General features: G+C 64.6%; 14 protein-coding genes. 3 read left to right on the forward strand and 11 right to left on the reverse strand.

Going from position 1 to position 14216, the window contains the following annotated elements; translation table 11 throughout:
- Window positions 1–19 precede the first annotated feature (19 nt).
- From BXE_RS05755 to upp, 11 genes are all read right to left on the reverse strand, one after another.
- The gene (locus BXE_RS05755) at window positions 20–1138 is read right to left on the reverse strand and encodes an extracellular catalytic domain type 1 short-chain-length polyhydroxyalkanoate depolymerase (RefSeq protein ID WP_011487445.1); all 1119 of its coding nucleotides are present in this window, start codon (window positions 1136–1138) and stop codon (window positions 20–22) included.
- Window positions 1139–1243: 105 nt separating this feature from the next.
- On the reverse strand, window positions 1244–1669 hold the full coding sequence (locus BXE_RS05760) for a CopG family transcriptional regulator (RefSeq protein WP_011487446.1): 426 nt from the start codon (window positions 1667–1669) through the stop codon (window positions 1244–1246).
- A 963-nt stretch (window positions 1670–2632) separates the two neighbouring features.
- Window positions 2633–4102, reverse strand: coding sequence for a ribonuclease G (gene rng / locus BXE_RS05765; protein WP_011487448.1), 1470 nt, complete (start codon window positions 4100–4102; stop codon window positions 2633–2635).
- Between the two features lie 9 nt (window positions 4103–4111).
- Complete coding sequence (locus BXE_RS05770) at window positions 4112–4741, reverse strand: Maf family protein (RefSeq protein WP_011487449.1); 630 nt, start codon at window positions 4739–4741, stop codon at window positions 4112–4114.
- A 286-nt stretch (window positions 4742–5027) separates the two neighbouring features.
- Entirely contained in the window at window positions 5028–5498 is a 471-nt protein-coding gene (rlmH, locus tag BXE_RS05775) for a 23S rRNA (pseudouridine(1915)-N(3))-methyltransferase RlmH (RefSeq protein WP_011487451.1), read from the reverse strand.
- Window positions 5499–5544: 46 nt separating this feature from the next.
- Window positions 5545–6000: a ribosome silencing factor gene (gene rsfS / locus BXE_RS05780; protein ID WP_011487452.1), complete on the reverse strand. Its 456-nt coding sequence runs from the start codon at window positions 5998–6000 to the stop codon at window positions 5545–5547.
- A gap of 4 nt (window positions 6001–6004) precedes the next feature.
- A complete protein-coding gene (locus tag BXE_RS05785) occupies window positions 6005–6721 on the reverse strand; it encodes a nicotinate-nucleotide adenylyltransferase (RefSeq protein ID WP_049782098.1) in 717 nt (238 codons plus the stop codon).
- Between the two features lie 49 nt (window positions 6722–6770).
- Window positions 6771–7694, reverse strand: a complete 924-nt coding sequence (gene hemF, locus BXE_RS05790) for an oxygen-dependent coproporphyrinogen oxidase (RefSeq protein ID WP_011487454.1) — start codon at window positions 7692–7694, stop codon at window positions 6771–6773.
- A 242-nt stretch (window positions 7695–7936) separates the two neighbouring features.
- On the reverse strand, window positions 7937–9235 hold the full coding sequence (gene purD / locus BXE_RS05795; RefSeq protein ID WP_011487455.1) for a phosphoribosylamine--glycine ligase: 1299 nt from the start codon (window positions 9233–9235) through the stop codon (window positions 7937–7939).
- A 261-nt stretch (window positions 9236–9496) separates the two neighbouring features.
- Window positions 9497–10225 (reverse strand): YebC/PmpR family DNA-binding transcriptional regulator, encoded by a 729-nt coding sequence (locus tag BXE_RS05800; protein ID WP_011487456.1) that lies wholly within the window; start codon window positions 10223–10225, stop codon window positions 9497–9499.
- Between the two features lie 563 nt (window positions 10226–10788).
- Window positions 10789–11439, reverse strand: coding sequence for a uracil phosphoribosyltransferase (gene upp / locus BXE_RS05805; protein WP_011487457.1), 651 nt, complete (start codon window positions 11437–11439; stop codon window positions 10789–10791).
- 286 nt (window positions 11440–11725) lie between these two features.
- On the opposite strand from upp, the gene BXE_RS05810 reads away from it, so the two are divergent.
- The 3 genes from BXE_RS05810 to BXE_RS05820 all read left to right on the forward strand — a co-directional run bounded on the left by BXE_RS05810 (window position 11726) and on the right by BXE_RS05820 (window position 13986).
- Entirely contained in the window at window positions 11726–12505 is a 780-nt protein-coding gene (locus tag BXE_RS05810) for an SDR family oxidoreductase (protein ID WP_011487458.1), read from the forward strand.
- Window positions 12506–12574: 69 nt separating this feature from the next.
- The gene (locus BXE_RS05815; protein ID WP_011487459.1) at window positions 12575–12964 is read left to right on the forward strand and encodes a methylglyoxal synthase; all 390 of its coding nucleotides are present in this window, start codon (window positions 12575–12577) and stop codon (window positions 12962–12964) included.
- Between the two features lie 47 nt (window positions 12965–13011).
- Window positions 13012–13986 carry a quinone oxidoreductase family protein gene (locus BXE_RS05820; RefSeq protein ID WP_011487460.1) on the forward strand — a complete coding sequence of 325 codons (975 nt, stop codon included), beginning with the start codon at window positions 13012–13014 and terminating at the stop codon, window positions 13984–13986.
- Window positions 13987–14216: the final 230 nt, after the last annotated feature.

Raw genomic sequence — 14216 nt, forward strand, 5'->3', positions numbered from 1 at the left:
CTCGCCGCGCATTGCCCGCTCAACGCGCTTGCGGATGGGCGAGGAAGAACCTCACCATTTCCGCGGCCGCATCGGGTCCGGACGGGTCCGTGTACGAACCTTGCCGGCTGCCGCCCGACCAGGCGTGACCCGCGCCGTGAATCGACCAGTACTCCGCTTCCACGCCGTTCGCCGCGACGTGCCGTTGCTGCGTATGGGTACGCGTATGGGCACGCCGGCCGCTTGCAGCGCCGGATTGCGCGCTGACCGTGGTCGTGCCCGCGTCGAAGGACGCGACGATCCCGGCTGCGTTCGACGGATGGACCGTCGTATCCGCATCGCCATGAAACACGATAAGCGGACGTTGCGGCACGGCGCGCGCGCGACGATGTTGCGCGTTGCCGCCCCTCATCGCGCCGAGCGCCGAGGGCAGATCTTTCGCACAGCCGTAGGCGAGGCCCGAATGCACGCCCGCCGCCGCGTAGAGATCGGGCGAAGTCTTCAGCATGATGTCCGCCATCGCGCCGCCCGCCGACAGCCCCGCCACATACACGCGCGCCGGATCCACGCGATAGCGTCCCATCACTTCCCGCGTGATGCCGGCGATCAACGACGGCTCGCCCTGGTCGCGCAACTGATCGCCGGGCTTGAACCAGTTCCAGCATTTCGAAGGATTGGCCGCCTGCGTCTGATTCGGATACACGACGATGAAGCCGTGACGCTCGGCCATTTCGTTCATGCGCGTGCCGGCGGCGAAGTCGTCGGCGTTCTGGGTGCAGCCGTGCAGCATCACGATCAGCGGCGATGGTTCGCCCGTGTAAGCGGCCGGCACGTAGAGCTTGTACTGACGCTGTCCGGCTGCGTTGCTGAACGTGTGTGTGCTGAAGGTGCCCGGCGTGTCGGCGTCGAGGGGCGGGGCGTCGAAGGTCGGCGCGGCCGGCGCGGGGTGCACCTGCTTTTGCGCCTGTGACCAGGCTTGCGCCCATTCGCCGGCGTTGGACGGCGTGAGCGGCGCCGCCGTGCGGCTCATGTGCGCCTCGCTCGCGCTGCCGCCCGAGAGTGCGCGCTGAACCGCCGCGGTGGCTTCCTGCGGGCCCTTCGTCTGTAATAGCTCGAAGGCGTCTTTCATTGATTTCAGAAAATCTTCGTTCATCTTCATGATGGTTGCGTTGTCCTGCGTGACCTGTTTGAGGCGCGAGCAAGCGGGGCGACTGACGAGTCACCGCGTTCGCTCACGGAGTGAGTCCGCTGTCCGGCGCTGCGTCTAGCTGATGCGGCCCGCCAGCGCTGCCTTGACCGCGGGCGAGGCGTGAAAGGCGCCGAGCACCACCACCGATGCAATCGTGGCCGCCGCGAGTTCGGGCGACACATCGGCTGCGATGCTGGCGAGGCCGAGCACATGAATGTCGAGTTGCTCGTGTGCGGCTTGAGCCGCTTCGAGATCCTGCCGGGAGAAGTGCTGCAGACCGAGCACCAGCGCGCGCCGCGTCACCGTTTCCGTAACGACCTGCGCATGCACGGCGAGCTGGTTGCGGATCGCCGTGCGGATCAGGTCGGTGCGGTTCGAGTAAAAGCCTTCTTCGACCAGCAGATCGATCTGGCCGAGGTCGATCGGACCCAGGTTGATGGTGATTTTTTCGGTCTCGCCGCCTTTGGGGCGGGAGGTGTCGATGAGGCTGAGTTTAGGCATTTGCACTCCGGGAGGCATCTTGAAGCCATCCAATTAACATCCAGTGGGATGGTTATACGCCTGCGGGGTGGGTGCGGTCAATGGGGAAATTGGGGGTTCGGTTGGAGGGGCGAGTGTCGAGGGATCGGGCGTCTGGCAGAGCCGGTTTGGCTAACGGCCGGCTGTATAGCTTGCCGATCCCGTATCCGAGCCACGTGAGCCCAAGCCCCGCCTGCTCTTGCACGGCACCGCGAGCCTTTTGCACAAGGTCGGCGAGCGAGCGATCTGCTGCGGCAAGATCCACGTCGTGGCAGATCAAATACTGCGGAATAGATCCGGCCTGATTGCAATCGAAACGGGTCTGTTGCAATGGCCCGTCGCCGCTCTGGGGCCGCGGAGGTGGTGCCGCGATGTTTGATGCAGGAATCGCAACTGCCGCGGGAACTTGCATAGGAGCCGGCGCTGGTTGGGCGGCAGTCGTCTCGACAGGGACGGTGTGCCCGTAAGCATGAGTTGACCCGATACTGCATCGGCGAGCATCCCTCCCACAAGAGAGTCCGGCGTCACGCGCAACGTTTCCGTTCTGATCACCGTATCGCCGGAAACCGTTTCAGACTTTGCAAATTCGCACGGGGCCTGGCAGCTTACGCGGCTGACTACGCTTGTGTCGTTGGCGTCTTGCCCCAGGATAAGAATCACATTAGTGAATTTGCGCATAGGACAAGCGCCAATTCGCGCTCAGGGAGACTCGCATTCGCAAAGTATGGCAACTGCGCCGGCGTGCCGAACGGCTGCGCCCCTGGAAAATGACGGAGCGCTGAATCAGCGGTACGAGTTGGCGATGTTCAAGAGTGTGTCGGCTGGCTGAGATCCGCTGTGAAGGCGCCTTGATAAAGGCGCGTTCACAGTACTCTTTCGCAATGGGTAACTACGAGTTCTCTGAGGCGGGAGAGATACTTGAAAAGCTTGATCAGAAATAAGGCTCTACATCAAAACAATATCGTACTGCTCCTGACTTAAATTCGACTCCACCTGCAACGACACCGGCTTGCCAATAAAATCGATCAGCATTGCCAGATGCTGCGACTCTTCTTCAAGAAACAGATCGATCACCTGCTGCGACGCCACCACGCGAAACTCGCGCGGATTGAACTGCCGCGACTCGCGCAGAATCTCGCGCAGCACGTCGTAACACACCGTACGCGGCGTCTTGACCTGCCCCTTGCCCTGGCAAACCGGGCAAGGCTCGCACAGCACATGCGCAAGTGATTCACGCGTGCGCTTGCGCGTCATTTCGACCAGGCCAAGCTGCGAAAAACCATTCACGGTCACGCGCGTGCGATCGCGCGAGAGTGCTTTCTTCAATTCGCCCAGCACCTGATCGCGATGCTCGACGTTTTCCATATCGATGAAGTCGATAATGATCACGCCGCCCAGATTGCGCAGACGCAATTGCCGTGCAATGGTGTGCGCGGCTTCGAGGTTGGTCTTGAAGATCGTATCGTCGAAGTTGCGCGCGCCGACGTAACCGCCAGTGTTCACGTCGATGGTCGTCATCGCTTCGGTCTGGTCGATCACGAGATAGCCGCCCGACTTCAGATCCACCCGGCGCGACAACGCGCGCTGGATTTCCGCCTCGATGTTGTACAGATCGAAGAGCGGCCGCTCGCCGGTGTAGTGGTGCAGCTTCGACGAGACCGCCGGCGTGAACTCGGCCGCGAAATCGGCCAGCATCTGATACGTCTCGCGAGAATCGACCTGAATGCGCGACGTCTCGTCGTTGACGAAATCGCGCAGCACGCGTTGCGCGAGATTCAGGTCCTGATACAGCAGGCTCGTGGGCGGCATGCGCTGGCCTTGCGACAGAATCGTGGCCCACGTCTTGCGCAGATACGCGACGTCGCCGGCCAGCTCTTCGCTGGTTGCGTCTTCGGCGATGGTGCGCACGATGTAGCCGCCTTTCTCGTCGGCGGGCAGCACGGCGGTCAGGCGCGCTCGCACGGCCTCGCGCTCGGCTTCGCTCTCGATCTTCTGCGAGATGCCGATATGCGGCTCCTGCGGCAGATACACGAGGGTGCGCCCGGCAATGCTCACTTGCGTGGACAGCCGCGCGCCCTTGGTGCCGATCGGATCCTTCACGACCTGCACCATCAGCGTCTGGCCCTCGAAGACGATTTTCTCGATCGGCTGATGCGGCGCCTGATGCTGCGGTTCGCCGGCAATGCGCGGATGCCAGATGTCGGCGACATGAAGGAACGCCGCGCGTTCGAGACCGATGTCGATGAAGGCGGATTGCATGCCCGGCAGCACGCGTACCACCTTGCCGAGATAGACGTTGCCGACGCGTCCGCGCGACAGCGTTCGTTCGACGTGAAGTTCCTGGACGGCGCCTTGCTGGACCAGCGCGACGCGCGTTTCCTGCGGCGTGACATTGATCAGGATTTCTTCATTCATGGTGTTATTTTAGAAGTCGATGCGCGCTGCACGCAGGAGGGCAGCGGATTCAAAAAGCGGCAAACCCATGATACCTGAATAGGACCCGTCGATATGCCCGATAAACTCCGCAGCGCGCCCCTGCACACCGTATGCACCCGCCTTGCCGAGCGGCTCGCCGCTCGCCACGTAGCGGCGGATCGCTTCTGCGTGCAGTGCAGCAAAACGCACCTTCGACACGGATAGCGCGGCGGGCAGCAACGTACCCTCGGCGTCGACCACGGCCACGGCCGTCAGCACTTCGTGATCGCGGCCGGCGAGGCGCGTGAGCATCGCGAAGGCGTCGTCGGCATCGACGGGTTTGCCGAGAATCGCGTCGTCGATCGTGACGGTTGTGTCCGCAACCAGAATCGGCCGCGCGGCATGACCGCCCGCCACGAGGCGCGCACGGGCGGCATGCGCCTTGGCGACGCATACCCGCTGCACGTAGGCGTGCGCGCGCTCGCCGGGCAACTCGGCTTCGAGCGCTTCGGCGTCTTCATCGGGGCGCGGCAGCAGCAATTCGAAACGCACGCCGAGCTGTTGCAGCAGTTCCTGACGGCGTGGACTCTGCGAAGCGAGGTAGACGAACGGATGCAGCGATGCGGCGGACGTGGACATGAACAGGTCTCGATCAGGCGGATTGTAGGGGTGTGAACGGGCGTGACGGGTGTGAGGGGCGTGACGTTGGAGCGTCGATCAGTGCGTTGGGTAAGCTTTCGATGCGAGCAGGACAACGCGTGCCGCGCGCGTGCCATTGTGCACGCCAACATGCACATGGCGCTGCGCCAGAAAACGCGACCTGGAAAGCACGACAACAAAGGTGTGGTTACGGAGCGCGACTATCAGGCGCAACCCGCAATCCGCACCCCGCAACCCAGCGTGGTCGACGCGCCGCCTCGTTCGCTCACACGCGATGATAGGGGTGATTTTGCGTGATGGTCCACGCGCGGTAAAGCTGTTCGGCGAGCAGCACGCGGACCATCGCATGCGGCAAAGTGAGGCTCGATACCCGCAGCAACATATCGGCGCGCGCTTTCAGATCGGGGTCGAGCCCGTCGGCACCGCCGATCAGAAACGCCACGTCGCGGCCGTCCTGCTGCCAGCTGGGCAGGGCGCCGGCAAGCTGCATGGTGGTCCAGTCCTTGCCGCGTTCGTCGAGCGCGACAATGCGCGCGTTCTTCGGCAACGCGGCTTCGATCCTGATACGCTCGGCGGCCATCACGCTTTCGGCCGGCCGTCCCGACGAGCGCTGCTCGGGTTTGATTTCGCGCAGCTCGATGCGCAGCTCGGGCGGCATGCGCTTCGCGTATTCGTCGAAGCCGGTGGCGATCCAGTCCGGCATCTTGTGGCCGACGGCGAGGATATGCAGTTTCATTGCGGAAGAAATCGCAAACTATGACGGTAAGCCGGCCAAAGCCCGCTCACTTGCGGCGGGCGGGCGCCTTGCGCGCAGGCTTCTTCACGGCCGGCGCGGCTTCGTCTTCCTCGTCTTCATCGGGCTCGCTCGAACGCGCTCCGCCGAACGGATCCGGCGTGGACAGCTTGATGCGCACCGGCTTGTCGCCCCAGATTTCTTCGAGGTTGTAGTACTGGCGCAGGGCCGGCTGCAGAATGTGCACGATCGCGTCGCCGCAATCCACCAGCACCCATTCGCCGATGTCCTCGCCTTCGGTGCTGATGATGTCGCCGCCGTTTTCCTTCACGCTCTCGCGCACGCTCGAAGCGAGCGCCTTGGTTTGCCGGTTCGAGGTGCCGCTCGCGACGATCACGCGATCGAACAGCGCGGTCAGGTGGCTGGTGTTGAACACCTTGATGTCTTGCGCTTTGACGTCTTCGAGAGCGTCGACGATCACGCGTTGCAGTTTGCGAATATCCATGAGGTTACCGGTGGTACAGATGATGTTGAAGAATATAGTCCCACACCGCAGTGGGGACATGGCTCGCCGCCTGGTCCTGCTGTTCGCCGCCCGCGAGGGCGAGCCGCCGGTTCACCTGCTCGCGCAGATGCGCGCGAATGTCGGTGGCCGAAACGTTGAACGCAAGCGTCGTATCGATCAGCAAGTGGCCGCAGGGCGTGGCTTGCAGAACGTCGGCGCGGGCACGGCGCGCGTCGATTTCCTGAGCGACCGCCGGCGGAATCGACGTGAGGTCGAAACCGGGCCGGGTGGCCGCGCAGATATGGGCAAACTCGAACAGGCGCCGCCAGTCGCGCCAGCTGTCGAGGTGTACCAGTTGATCCGCGCCGATCAGGAGCGCAATGGATGCGTCCTCACCTTCGCGTTCACGCCAGCGTTGCAGCGTGTCGATCGTGTAAGTCGGGCCTTCGTGCTCGATTTCATCAGTCGCGACACGCACGGTCGTGCCCGGCAGCACCAGTTCGCTCGCGGCCGCACGCGTCATGGCGAGGCGGTGCACGGCCGGCGACACGTCCGATTTCTGCCAGGGCTGGCCGGCCGGCAACAGCACGAGCTCGGTCAGTTGCAGCACGTGCGCGAAACGCCGCGCGAGCGCGAGGTGGCCGTCGTGGATCGGATCGAAGGTGCCGCCGAGCAGTCCGATCCGGCGAGGCAGGGCAACAGGATGAGCGTTCGGCTTCAGGTGAAGATCCTTTGTCGTGACGACGCGAGCGAGGTGCGGGCGCGGCCCGTCACACCCACTCGCGCGGCACGAGAAAATCGCTATAAAGACGCGCTTCCGGCGTGCCCGGTTCGGGCTGCCAGTTGTAGCGCCAGTTCACCACAGGCGGCATGGACATCAGGATCGACTCGGTGCGTCCGCCGCTTTGCAGCCCAAACAGTGTGCCACGGTCGAAGACCAGATTGAACTCGACGTAGCGCCCGCGCCGGTAGGCCTGGAAATCGCGCTCGGCCTGACCGTACGGAATGTTGCGGCGCTTTTCGATGATCGGCAGGTACGCCTTGAGGAACGCGTCGCCCACGCTCCTGAGCATCGCGAACGATTGATCGAAGCCCGGCGCCGAGAAATCGTCGAAGAAAATTCCGCCAATGCCGCGCGGTTCGTTGCGGTGCCTGAGGAAAAAATACTCGTCGCACCAGCGCTTGAAACTCGGGTACAGGTCCGCGCCATAAGGCTGCAGCGCGTCGCGGCAGGTGCGATGAAAATGCTGCGCGTCTTCCTCGTAACCGTAGAACGGCGTCAGATCCATGCCGCCGCCGAACCAGAACACCGGCTCTTCGCCGGCCTTGGTCGCGATCAGCAGACGCACGTTCATATGCACGGTCGGGCAATGCGGATTGTGCGGGTGCAGCACGAGCGACACGCCCATTGCTTCGAAACCGCGGCCGGCCAGTTGCGGACGCGCCGCGCTCGCCGAGGCCGGCAACGCGTCGCCCGCGACGTCCGAGAAGCCGATGCCGGCGCGCTCGAAGAAGTTGCCGCCTTCGAGAATCCGCGTGTAGCCGCCGCCGCGCAGCTTTTCGCCGGGCGCGCGCTGCCAGGCGTCGGTCGCGAACGGTGTGCCGTCGAATGCGCCGAGCGTGTCCGCGATCTGCGTTTGCAGGCCTTGCAGCCAGCTGCGCACGGCTTGTGCGTCGTAGCTCGAATCGGTCATGAATGCAGATGCTGAGGGCGGCACGCTCGGCGTGCCGCGGGTTCTTCGTGAAGGGCGATGGCCGGGCCCGCGCCAGGGTGAAACCTGCGCAGGCACGACCTTACGGTTTGACGCGCCGGGCGAGATGCTCCCGGCTCCGCTTAGCCCACATGAACCCACATGGTGCGGTGGACGCCGGTATCGCCGCGAAAACCCGCAGTGTAGCGCCGTTGGCGCCGCACGCGGGCGAGTGGGGTGATGGCCTAGTGCTTGCCTTCGGTCCTGGCGTCGTGCTTGCGGTTCAACGCACGGTAGCCGATGTCGCGCCGATACTGCATGCCGTCGAACGAGATCTGGTTGATCGTTTCGTACGCGACCGACTGCGCGCTGCGCACCGAATCCGCCAGGCCGACCACGCACAGCACGCGGCCGCCCGAGGTGGTCAGCTTGCCGTCCGTCAGCGTGGTGCCGGCGTGGAACGTGACCGAATCCGCGGTTTCAGCCGGAATGTCGCTGATGCGGTCGCCGTTGCGCGGCGTGTCCGGATAGTTGTAGGCGGCGAGCACCACGCCGAGCGCGGTGCGGCGGTCCCATTCCAGTTCGACCGTATCCAGCGTACCGGCAATCGCCTGCTCGACCACCTTCGAATAGTCGCCCTTCAGACGCGCCATGATCGGCTGCGTTTCGGGGTCGCCCATGCGGCAGTTGAATTCGAGCGTTTTCGGGTTGCCTTGCGCGTCGATCATCAGGCCGGCGTACAGGAAGCCGGTATAGCGGATGCCTTCCTTCTCCATGCCACGCACCGTCGGCAGGATGATTTCGCGCATCACGCGGGCGTGCAGTTGCGGCGTGACGATCGGCGCGGGCGAGTAGGCGCCCATGCCGCCGGTGTTCGGGCCCTGGTCGCCGTCGAGCAGACGCTTGTGGTCCTGGCTGGAGGCGAGCGGCAGTACATGCTTGCCGTCCACCATCACGATGAAGCTCGCTTCCTCACCGGCGAGGAATTCCTCGATCACGACACGCGCGCCGGCGTCGCCGAGCTTGTTGTCCGACAGCATCATGTCGACCGCGGCGTGTGCTTCTTCCAGCGTTTGCGCGACCACCACGCCCTTGCCGGCGGCGAGGCCGTCGGCCTTGATGACGATCGGCGCGCCCCTGGCGTCGAGATACGCATGCGCGGCGGCGACCTCGGCGAAGGTTTCGTATTCGGCGGTCGGGATCGCGTGGCGTTTCATGAACGCCTTGGCGAAGTCTTTCGAGCTTTCGAGCTGGGCGGCTTCTTTGGTCGGCCCGAAAATCTTCAGACCGCGCGAGCGGAACAGGTTGACGATGCCGGCCGCCAGCGGCGCTTCCGGCCCGACCAGCGTGAAGGCGATCTGCTCCTGTTCGACGAAATCGGCGAGTGCGGCCGGATCCGTGATGCCGATGTTGCGCAGACGCTCGTCCTGGGCGGTGCCGCCGTTGCCAGGAGCCACGTAGACGAGCTGGACCCGCGGCGATTGCGCGAGCTTCCATGCGAGCGCATGTTCGCGACCGCCGGAACCGACGACGAGTAACTTCATGTGAATCCCCGAGACTTAAAAACCATAAACGGCTGACGCAGCACGCTCAGCCGTGGAATGACAACAAGGTTTGCAGCGAGCCCGCAGCAGCCGTTGGCGGCGCGCTGGGCACGGTGCGAACGCGGGTGGAAGCGCGCTGCGTGATCGCACGCGAGCCGCACCCAGGCGACACTCACACACTATCCGCGGCGACGCGAGGGCCGGCCGGCGGCGTGGCGCGGTTCGACAGGAACCACTGCACCGCGCGCCGCCGGGGCGCGCTCATTCTTCGGCGATCGCGGCGTTTGTATAGACTTCCTGCACGTCGTCCAGATTCTCCAGCGCGTCGAGCAGCTTCTGCATTTTCACCGCGTCTTCGCCGGTGAACTCGACTTCCGTTTGAGGTTTCATCGTCACCTCGGCGAGTTCGGCCTTGAAGCCCGCGGCTTCCAGCGCCGATTTCACCTTCGGGAAGTCGTTCGGCGGGCACAGCACCTCGATACTGCCGTCGTCATTCGTGACGACGTCTTCGGCGCCGGCTTCGAGCGCGGCTTCCATCAGCTTGTCTTCAGGCGTGCCGGGCGCGAACAGGAACTGGCCGACGTGATCGAACATGAACGACACCGAGCCGTCCGTGCCCATGTTGCCGCCGTTCTTCGAGAACGCGTGACGCACTTCGGCCACCGTACGCGTGCGGTTGTCGGTCATGGTGTCCACGATCACCGCCGCGCCGCCGATGCCGTAGCCTTCATAGCGGATTTCTTCGTAGCTTGCGCCGTCCACGCCGCCCACGCCACGCTGGATCGCGCGGTTGACGTTGTCTTTGGGCATGTTGGCGTCGTACGCCTTTTCGACGGCGAGCCGCAGACGCGGGTTCGAGTCGATGTCGCCGCCGCCCATGCGCGCCGCGACCTGAATTTCCTTGATGAGCCGCGTCCAGACCTTGCCGCGCTTGGCGTCGGCCGCTGCTTTCTTATGCTTGATGTTGGCCCATTTGCTATGACCCGCCATACCTTTCTCCATCGCGCACGCCAGCGGGGCGCACGCATTGTGCAATTGTCGTTGCGTTTCCTGGGCGCTTCCCGGCGCTTGCGCGGGTTGCCGCCTGTCTACGCGTGTTGGCGCGTGCTTGTGCCTGCTTGCCGCGTGTTTGCTGCGCGTCTGGCACGCGTTTGCCACGCACCTGCCGCGTATTTCCCTGTCACCCGCCTCGATGCCGAACCGCCCGGTGCTTGACTGTGCAGGCCACCGTTCGTGGCTAACCTGACCACACGTGGCTACCGTCTCGAGCCTGGTCACGCCCGGCCGGACCCGGCTAGCGGGACCGCAGTTCGGCAGCGCGGTTGGGGCGGGCGGTGCGGCGAGGCTCCGCGCGACAAACGCCGCGCCGGCCTGTCAGCCTCGCGAAAGGCGCGGTGCGCCAGGCGGTGGTACAGGTTGAGCCGCTCTTTGAGCGGATTCGAATTTTATCACGCCGCAAGCGGGCGGCAGAGGGCGAGATAGCCGCAAACGATGCGAAAAGCGCGTGACGGAGGCGCTGCAGAGGCCTCCGTCACGCGCTTTTCAGGCCGCTTTCAGTTTTTCGTGCCGAACAGGCGGTCGCCGGCGTCGCCGAGACCGGGGACGATGTACGCATGCTCGTTCAGATGCGAATCGAGCGAGGCGACATACAGCTTGACGTCCGGATGCGCGTCCTGGAACACCTGCACGCCTTCGGGCGCGGCGACCAGCGCGAGGAACAGGATGTTCTCGCCCGCCACGTTGCGGCGCTTGAGCACGTCCACGGCGTGCACGGCGGAGTAGCCGGTCGCGACCATCGGATCGCACAGAATGAACACGCGATCTTCGAGGTCCGGCAGGCGCACCAGATATTCGACCGGGCGATGGTCCTCCGCGCGATACACGCCGATGTGGCCGACCCGCGCCGAGGGCACCAGTTCCAGCAGCCCGTCCGACATGCCGATGCCGGCCCGCAGCACCGGCACGATCGCCAGCTTCTTGCCGGCGATCACCGGCGCGTCGATCTCGACGAGCGGCGTGGTCAGGCGGCGCGTGGTCATGGGCAGATTGCGGGTGATTTCGTAGCCCATCAGCAGCGTGATTTCACGCAGCAGTTCGCGGAACGTGCGCGTCGAGGTATCCCGGTCGCGCATGTGCGACAGCTTGTGCTGGATCAGCGGGTGATCGAGGATGAAGAGATTGGGGAAACGGCTGTCCTGAGTCATGGCGGGGGCGCAAGCGGCGGCTAGAGGGATCGGTTCGGCGCGCCGCGCCGCCGCAAAACGGCTGGCTGGCGGACGCGCCACGGCGCAAGTTTACCGAAAGAGTGCGCTCCGAAGATACCGGAGATTGCGGCGGCCCGGCACAGTCCGGCACCGATTCTTCTAGAATCGGGGAAACTTCGCCACGAGCGCGCCGGACCTGCCGCTTCGCGCGATCTCCCGAAGGAACCGCCAACCCGGCACGGCCCGGCGCTTTCTCACGACACACAACTTCACGAGGACACCACAGATGGACATGGGAATCGCAGGACGCACCGCGCTGGTCTGCGCGGCCAGCAAGGGACTGGGGCGCGGCTGTGCGGAAGCGCTCGCCGCCGAAGGCGTCGACCTGACGATCGTCGCGCGCACCGCCGAGACGCTTGAAGCGACCGCCGCGGAGATCCGCAAGCAAAGCGGCGTGGAAGTGAAAACGGTGGCATGCGACATCACCACGCCCGAAGGCCGCGCCGCGGCGCTCGCGGCCTGTCCGCAGCCGGACATTCTGGTCAACAACGCGGGCGGCCCGCCGCCGGGCGACTTCCGCAACTTCACGCACGAAGACTGGATCCGCGCGCTGGAAAGCAACATGCTCACGCCGATCGAGCTGATTCGCGCGACCATCGACTCGATGAGCGCACGCGGCTATGGGCGTATCGTCAACATCACGAGTTCGGCGGTGAAGGCGCCCATCGACGTGCTCGGTTTGTCGAACGGCGCGCGTTCGGGGCTGACCGGCTTCGTCGCGGGCCTCGCGCGCAAGGTTGCGCCCACCGGCGTGACCATCAACAACCTGCTGCCGGGAATTTTCGACACCGATCGCATTGCGGTGACCTTCGCGGCGCAGGCCAGGTCGCAGAACATTTCGGTCGACCAGGCGCGCCAGCAGCGCATGAAAACGATTCCCGCCGGCCGCTTCGGCAACCGTGACGAATTCGGCCGCGCCTGTGCGTTCCTGTGCAGCGTGCATGCCGGCTACATTACCGGACAGAACTGGCTGATCGACGGCGGCGCCTATCCGGGTACGTTCTGAGCGGCACGAACCGCGGTTTCATCATCACGACAACAACGACAATCACAACGGTTTCAGGAGTCTTGCGTCATGACCACCCGTATCGCGCTGATCGCGCACGATCATAAAAAGGATGACATCGTCAAACTGGCCGGCGAATACGTCGACACGCTCAGGCGTTGCGACATCGTGGCAACCGGCACGACCGGCGGGCGCATTGCCGACGCGCACGGCCTCGCGGTCGAGCGGATGTTGTCCGGCCCGCATGGCGGCGACCTGCAGATCGGCGCGCAGCTCGCGGAAGGGCGGGTGGACATGGTGATCTTCCTGCGCGACCCGATGACGCCGCAGCCGCACGAACCGGACATCAACGCCCTCGTGCGCGCGTGCGACGTGCACAACATTCCGTGCGCCACCAACATTTCGACAGCGCGAATGGTGCTCGACTCGCTGACCTTGCGCCTCACGCAGCAGGTCTGAGATCGCCCTCGCGCCACCACCCCACCACACGCAACCAAGGAGACATGATGGTCAAAGCAATCCGATTCGATAAAACCGGCGGCCCGGAGGTCATGAAGTGGGTCGACGTCGAAGTCGGCGAGCCGGGCGCGGGCGAGATCCGCGTCAGGCAGACGGCGGTCGGGCTGAACTATATCGACGTGTACTTCCGCACGGGTCTTTATCCGTTGCCGTTGCCAGGCGGTCTGGGCATGGAGGCGGCCGGCGAAGTGACGGCGCTCGGCTCGGGCGTGAGCGGTCTGAAGGTGGGCGATCGCATCGCCTACGTGGCGCGCCCGCCCGGCGCGTATGCGCAGGAGCGCGTGCTGCAGGCCGCGCAGGTGGTGAAGGTGCCCGACGCCCTCACCGATGAGCAGGCCGCCTCGGTGATGCTGCAAGGCCTGACCGCGCAATATCTTCTGCGCCGCACGTATCCCGTGAAAGCCGGCGACACGATCCTGATCCAGGCCGCGGCGGGCGGCGTCGGCCTGCTGGTGTGCCAGTGGGCGAAGGCGCTCGGTGCGACGGTGATCGGCACGGTCGGCTCCGATGAAAAAGCGGAGATTGCCACCGCGCACGGCTGCGACCACGCGATCGTCTACACACGCGAGAACTTCACGAGGCGGGTGCGCGAGATCACCAATGGCGCGGGCGTGCCGGTGGTGTACGACTCGATCGGTAAAGACACGTTTACGGGCTCGCTCGATTGCCTCGCGCCCCTTGGCATGTTCGTGAGTTTCGGCAATGCGTCGGGTCCGTTGCCGCCGATCGATTCGTCGGAATTCGCTGGACGCGGTTCACTGTTCTTCACGCGCCCGACGCTCTTCACGTATATCGCCAAACGCAGCGACTACGAGGCGATGTCCACGGAACTGTTCGACGTGCTGGTGTCGGGCAAGGTCAAGACGAGCATCAATCAGCGTTACGCACTGGCGGACGTGGGCCGCGCGCACGCGGACCTCGAAGGACGGCGCACCACGGGGTCGACGGTTCTGTTGCCGTGAACCCGCGAACCCGCGAACACTTGAAGCCAGCCGGGATGCCCGCACCGTGGCATGAACATTCTATGAGGCCTATAAAAACACGCGTTTCCTGAAATCGCGCTCGACGCAGTAGCAGAACCGGCGCGGCATGCCGCGAACCCATGCCCGGCAGGCGCAAGGCCGTTCCATCGCAGGATGGAACGGCCTTGTTCGTTTACGCGATTTTTATATTCGCCATCCCATCTTTGACC

This window comes from Paraburkholderia xenovorans LB400 (genome assembly GCF_000013645.1).
GTDB classification, from domain to species: domain Bacteria; phylum Pseudomonadota; class Gammaproteobacteria; order Burkholderiales; family Burkholderiaceae; genus Paraburkholderia; species Paraburkholderia xenovorans.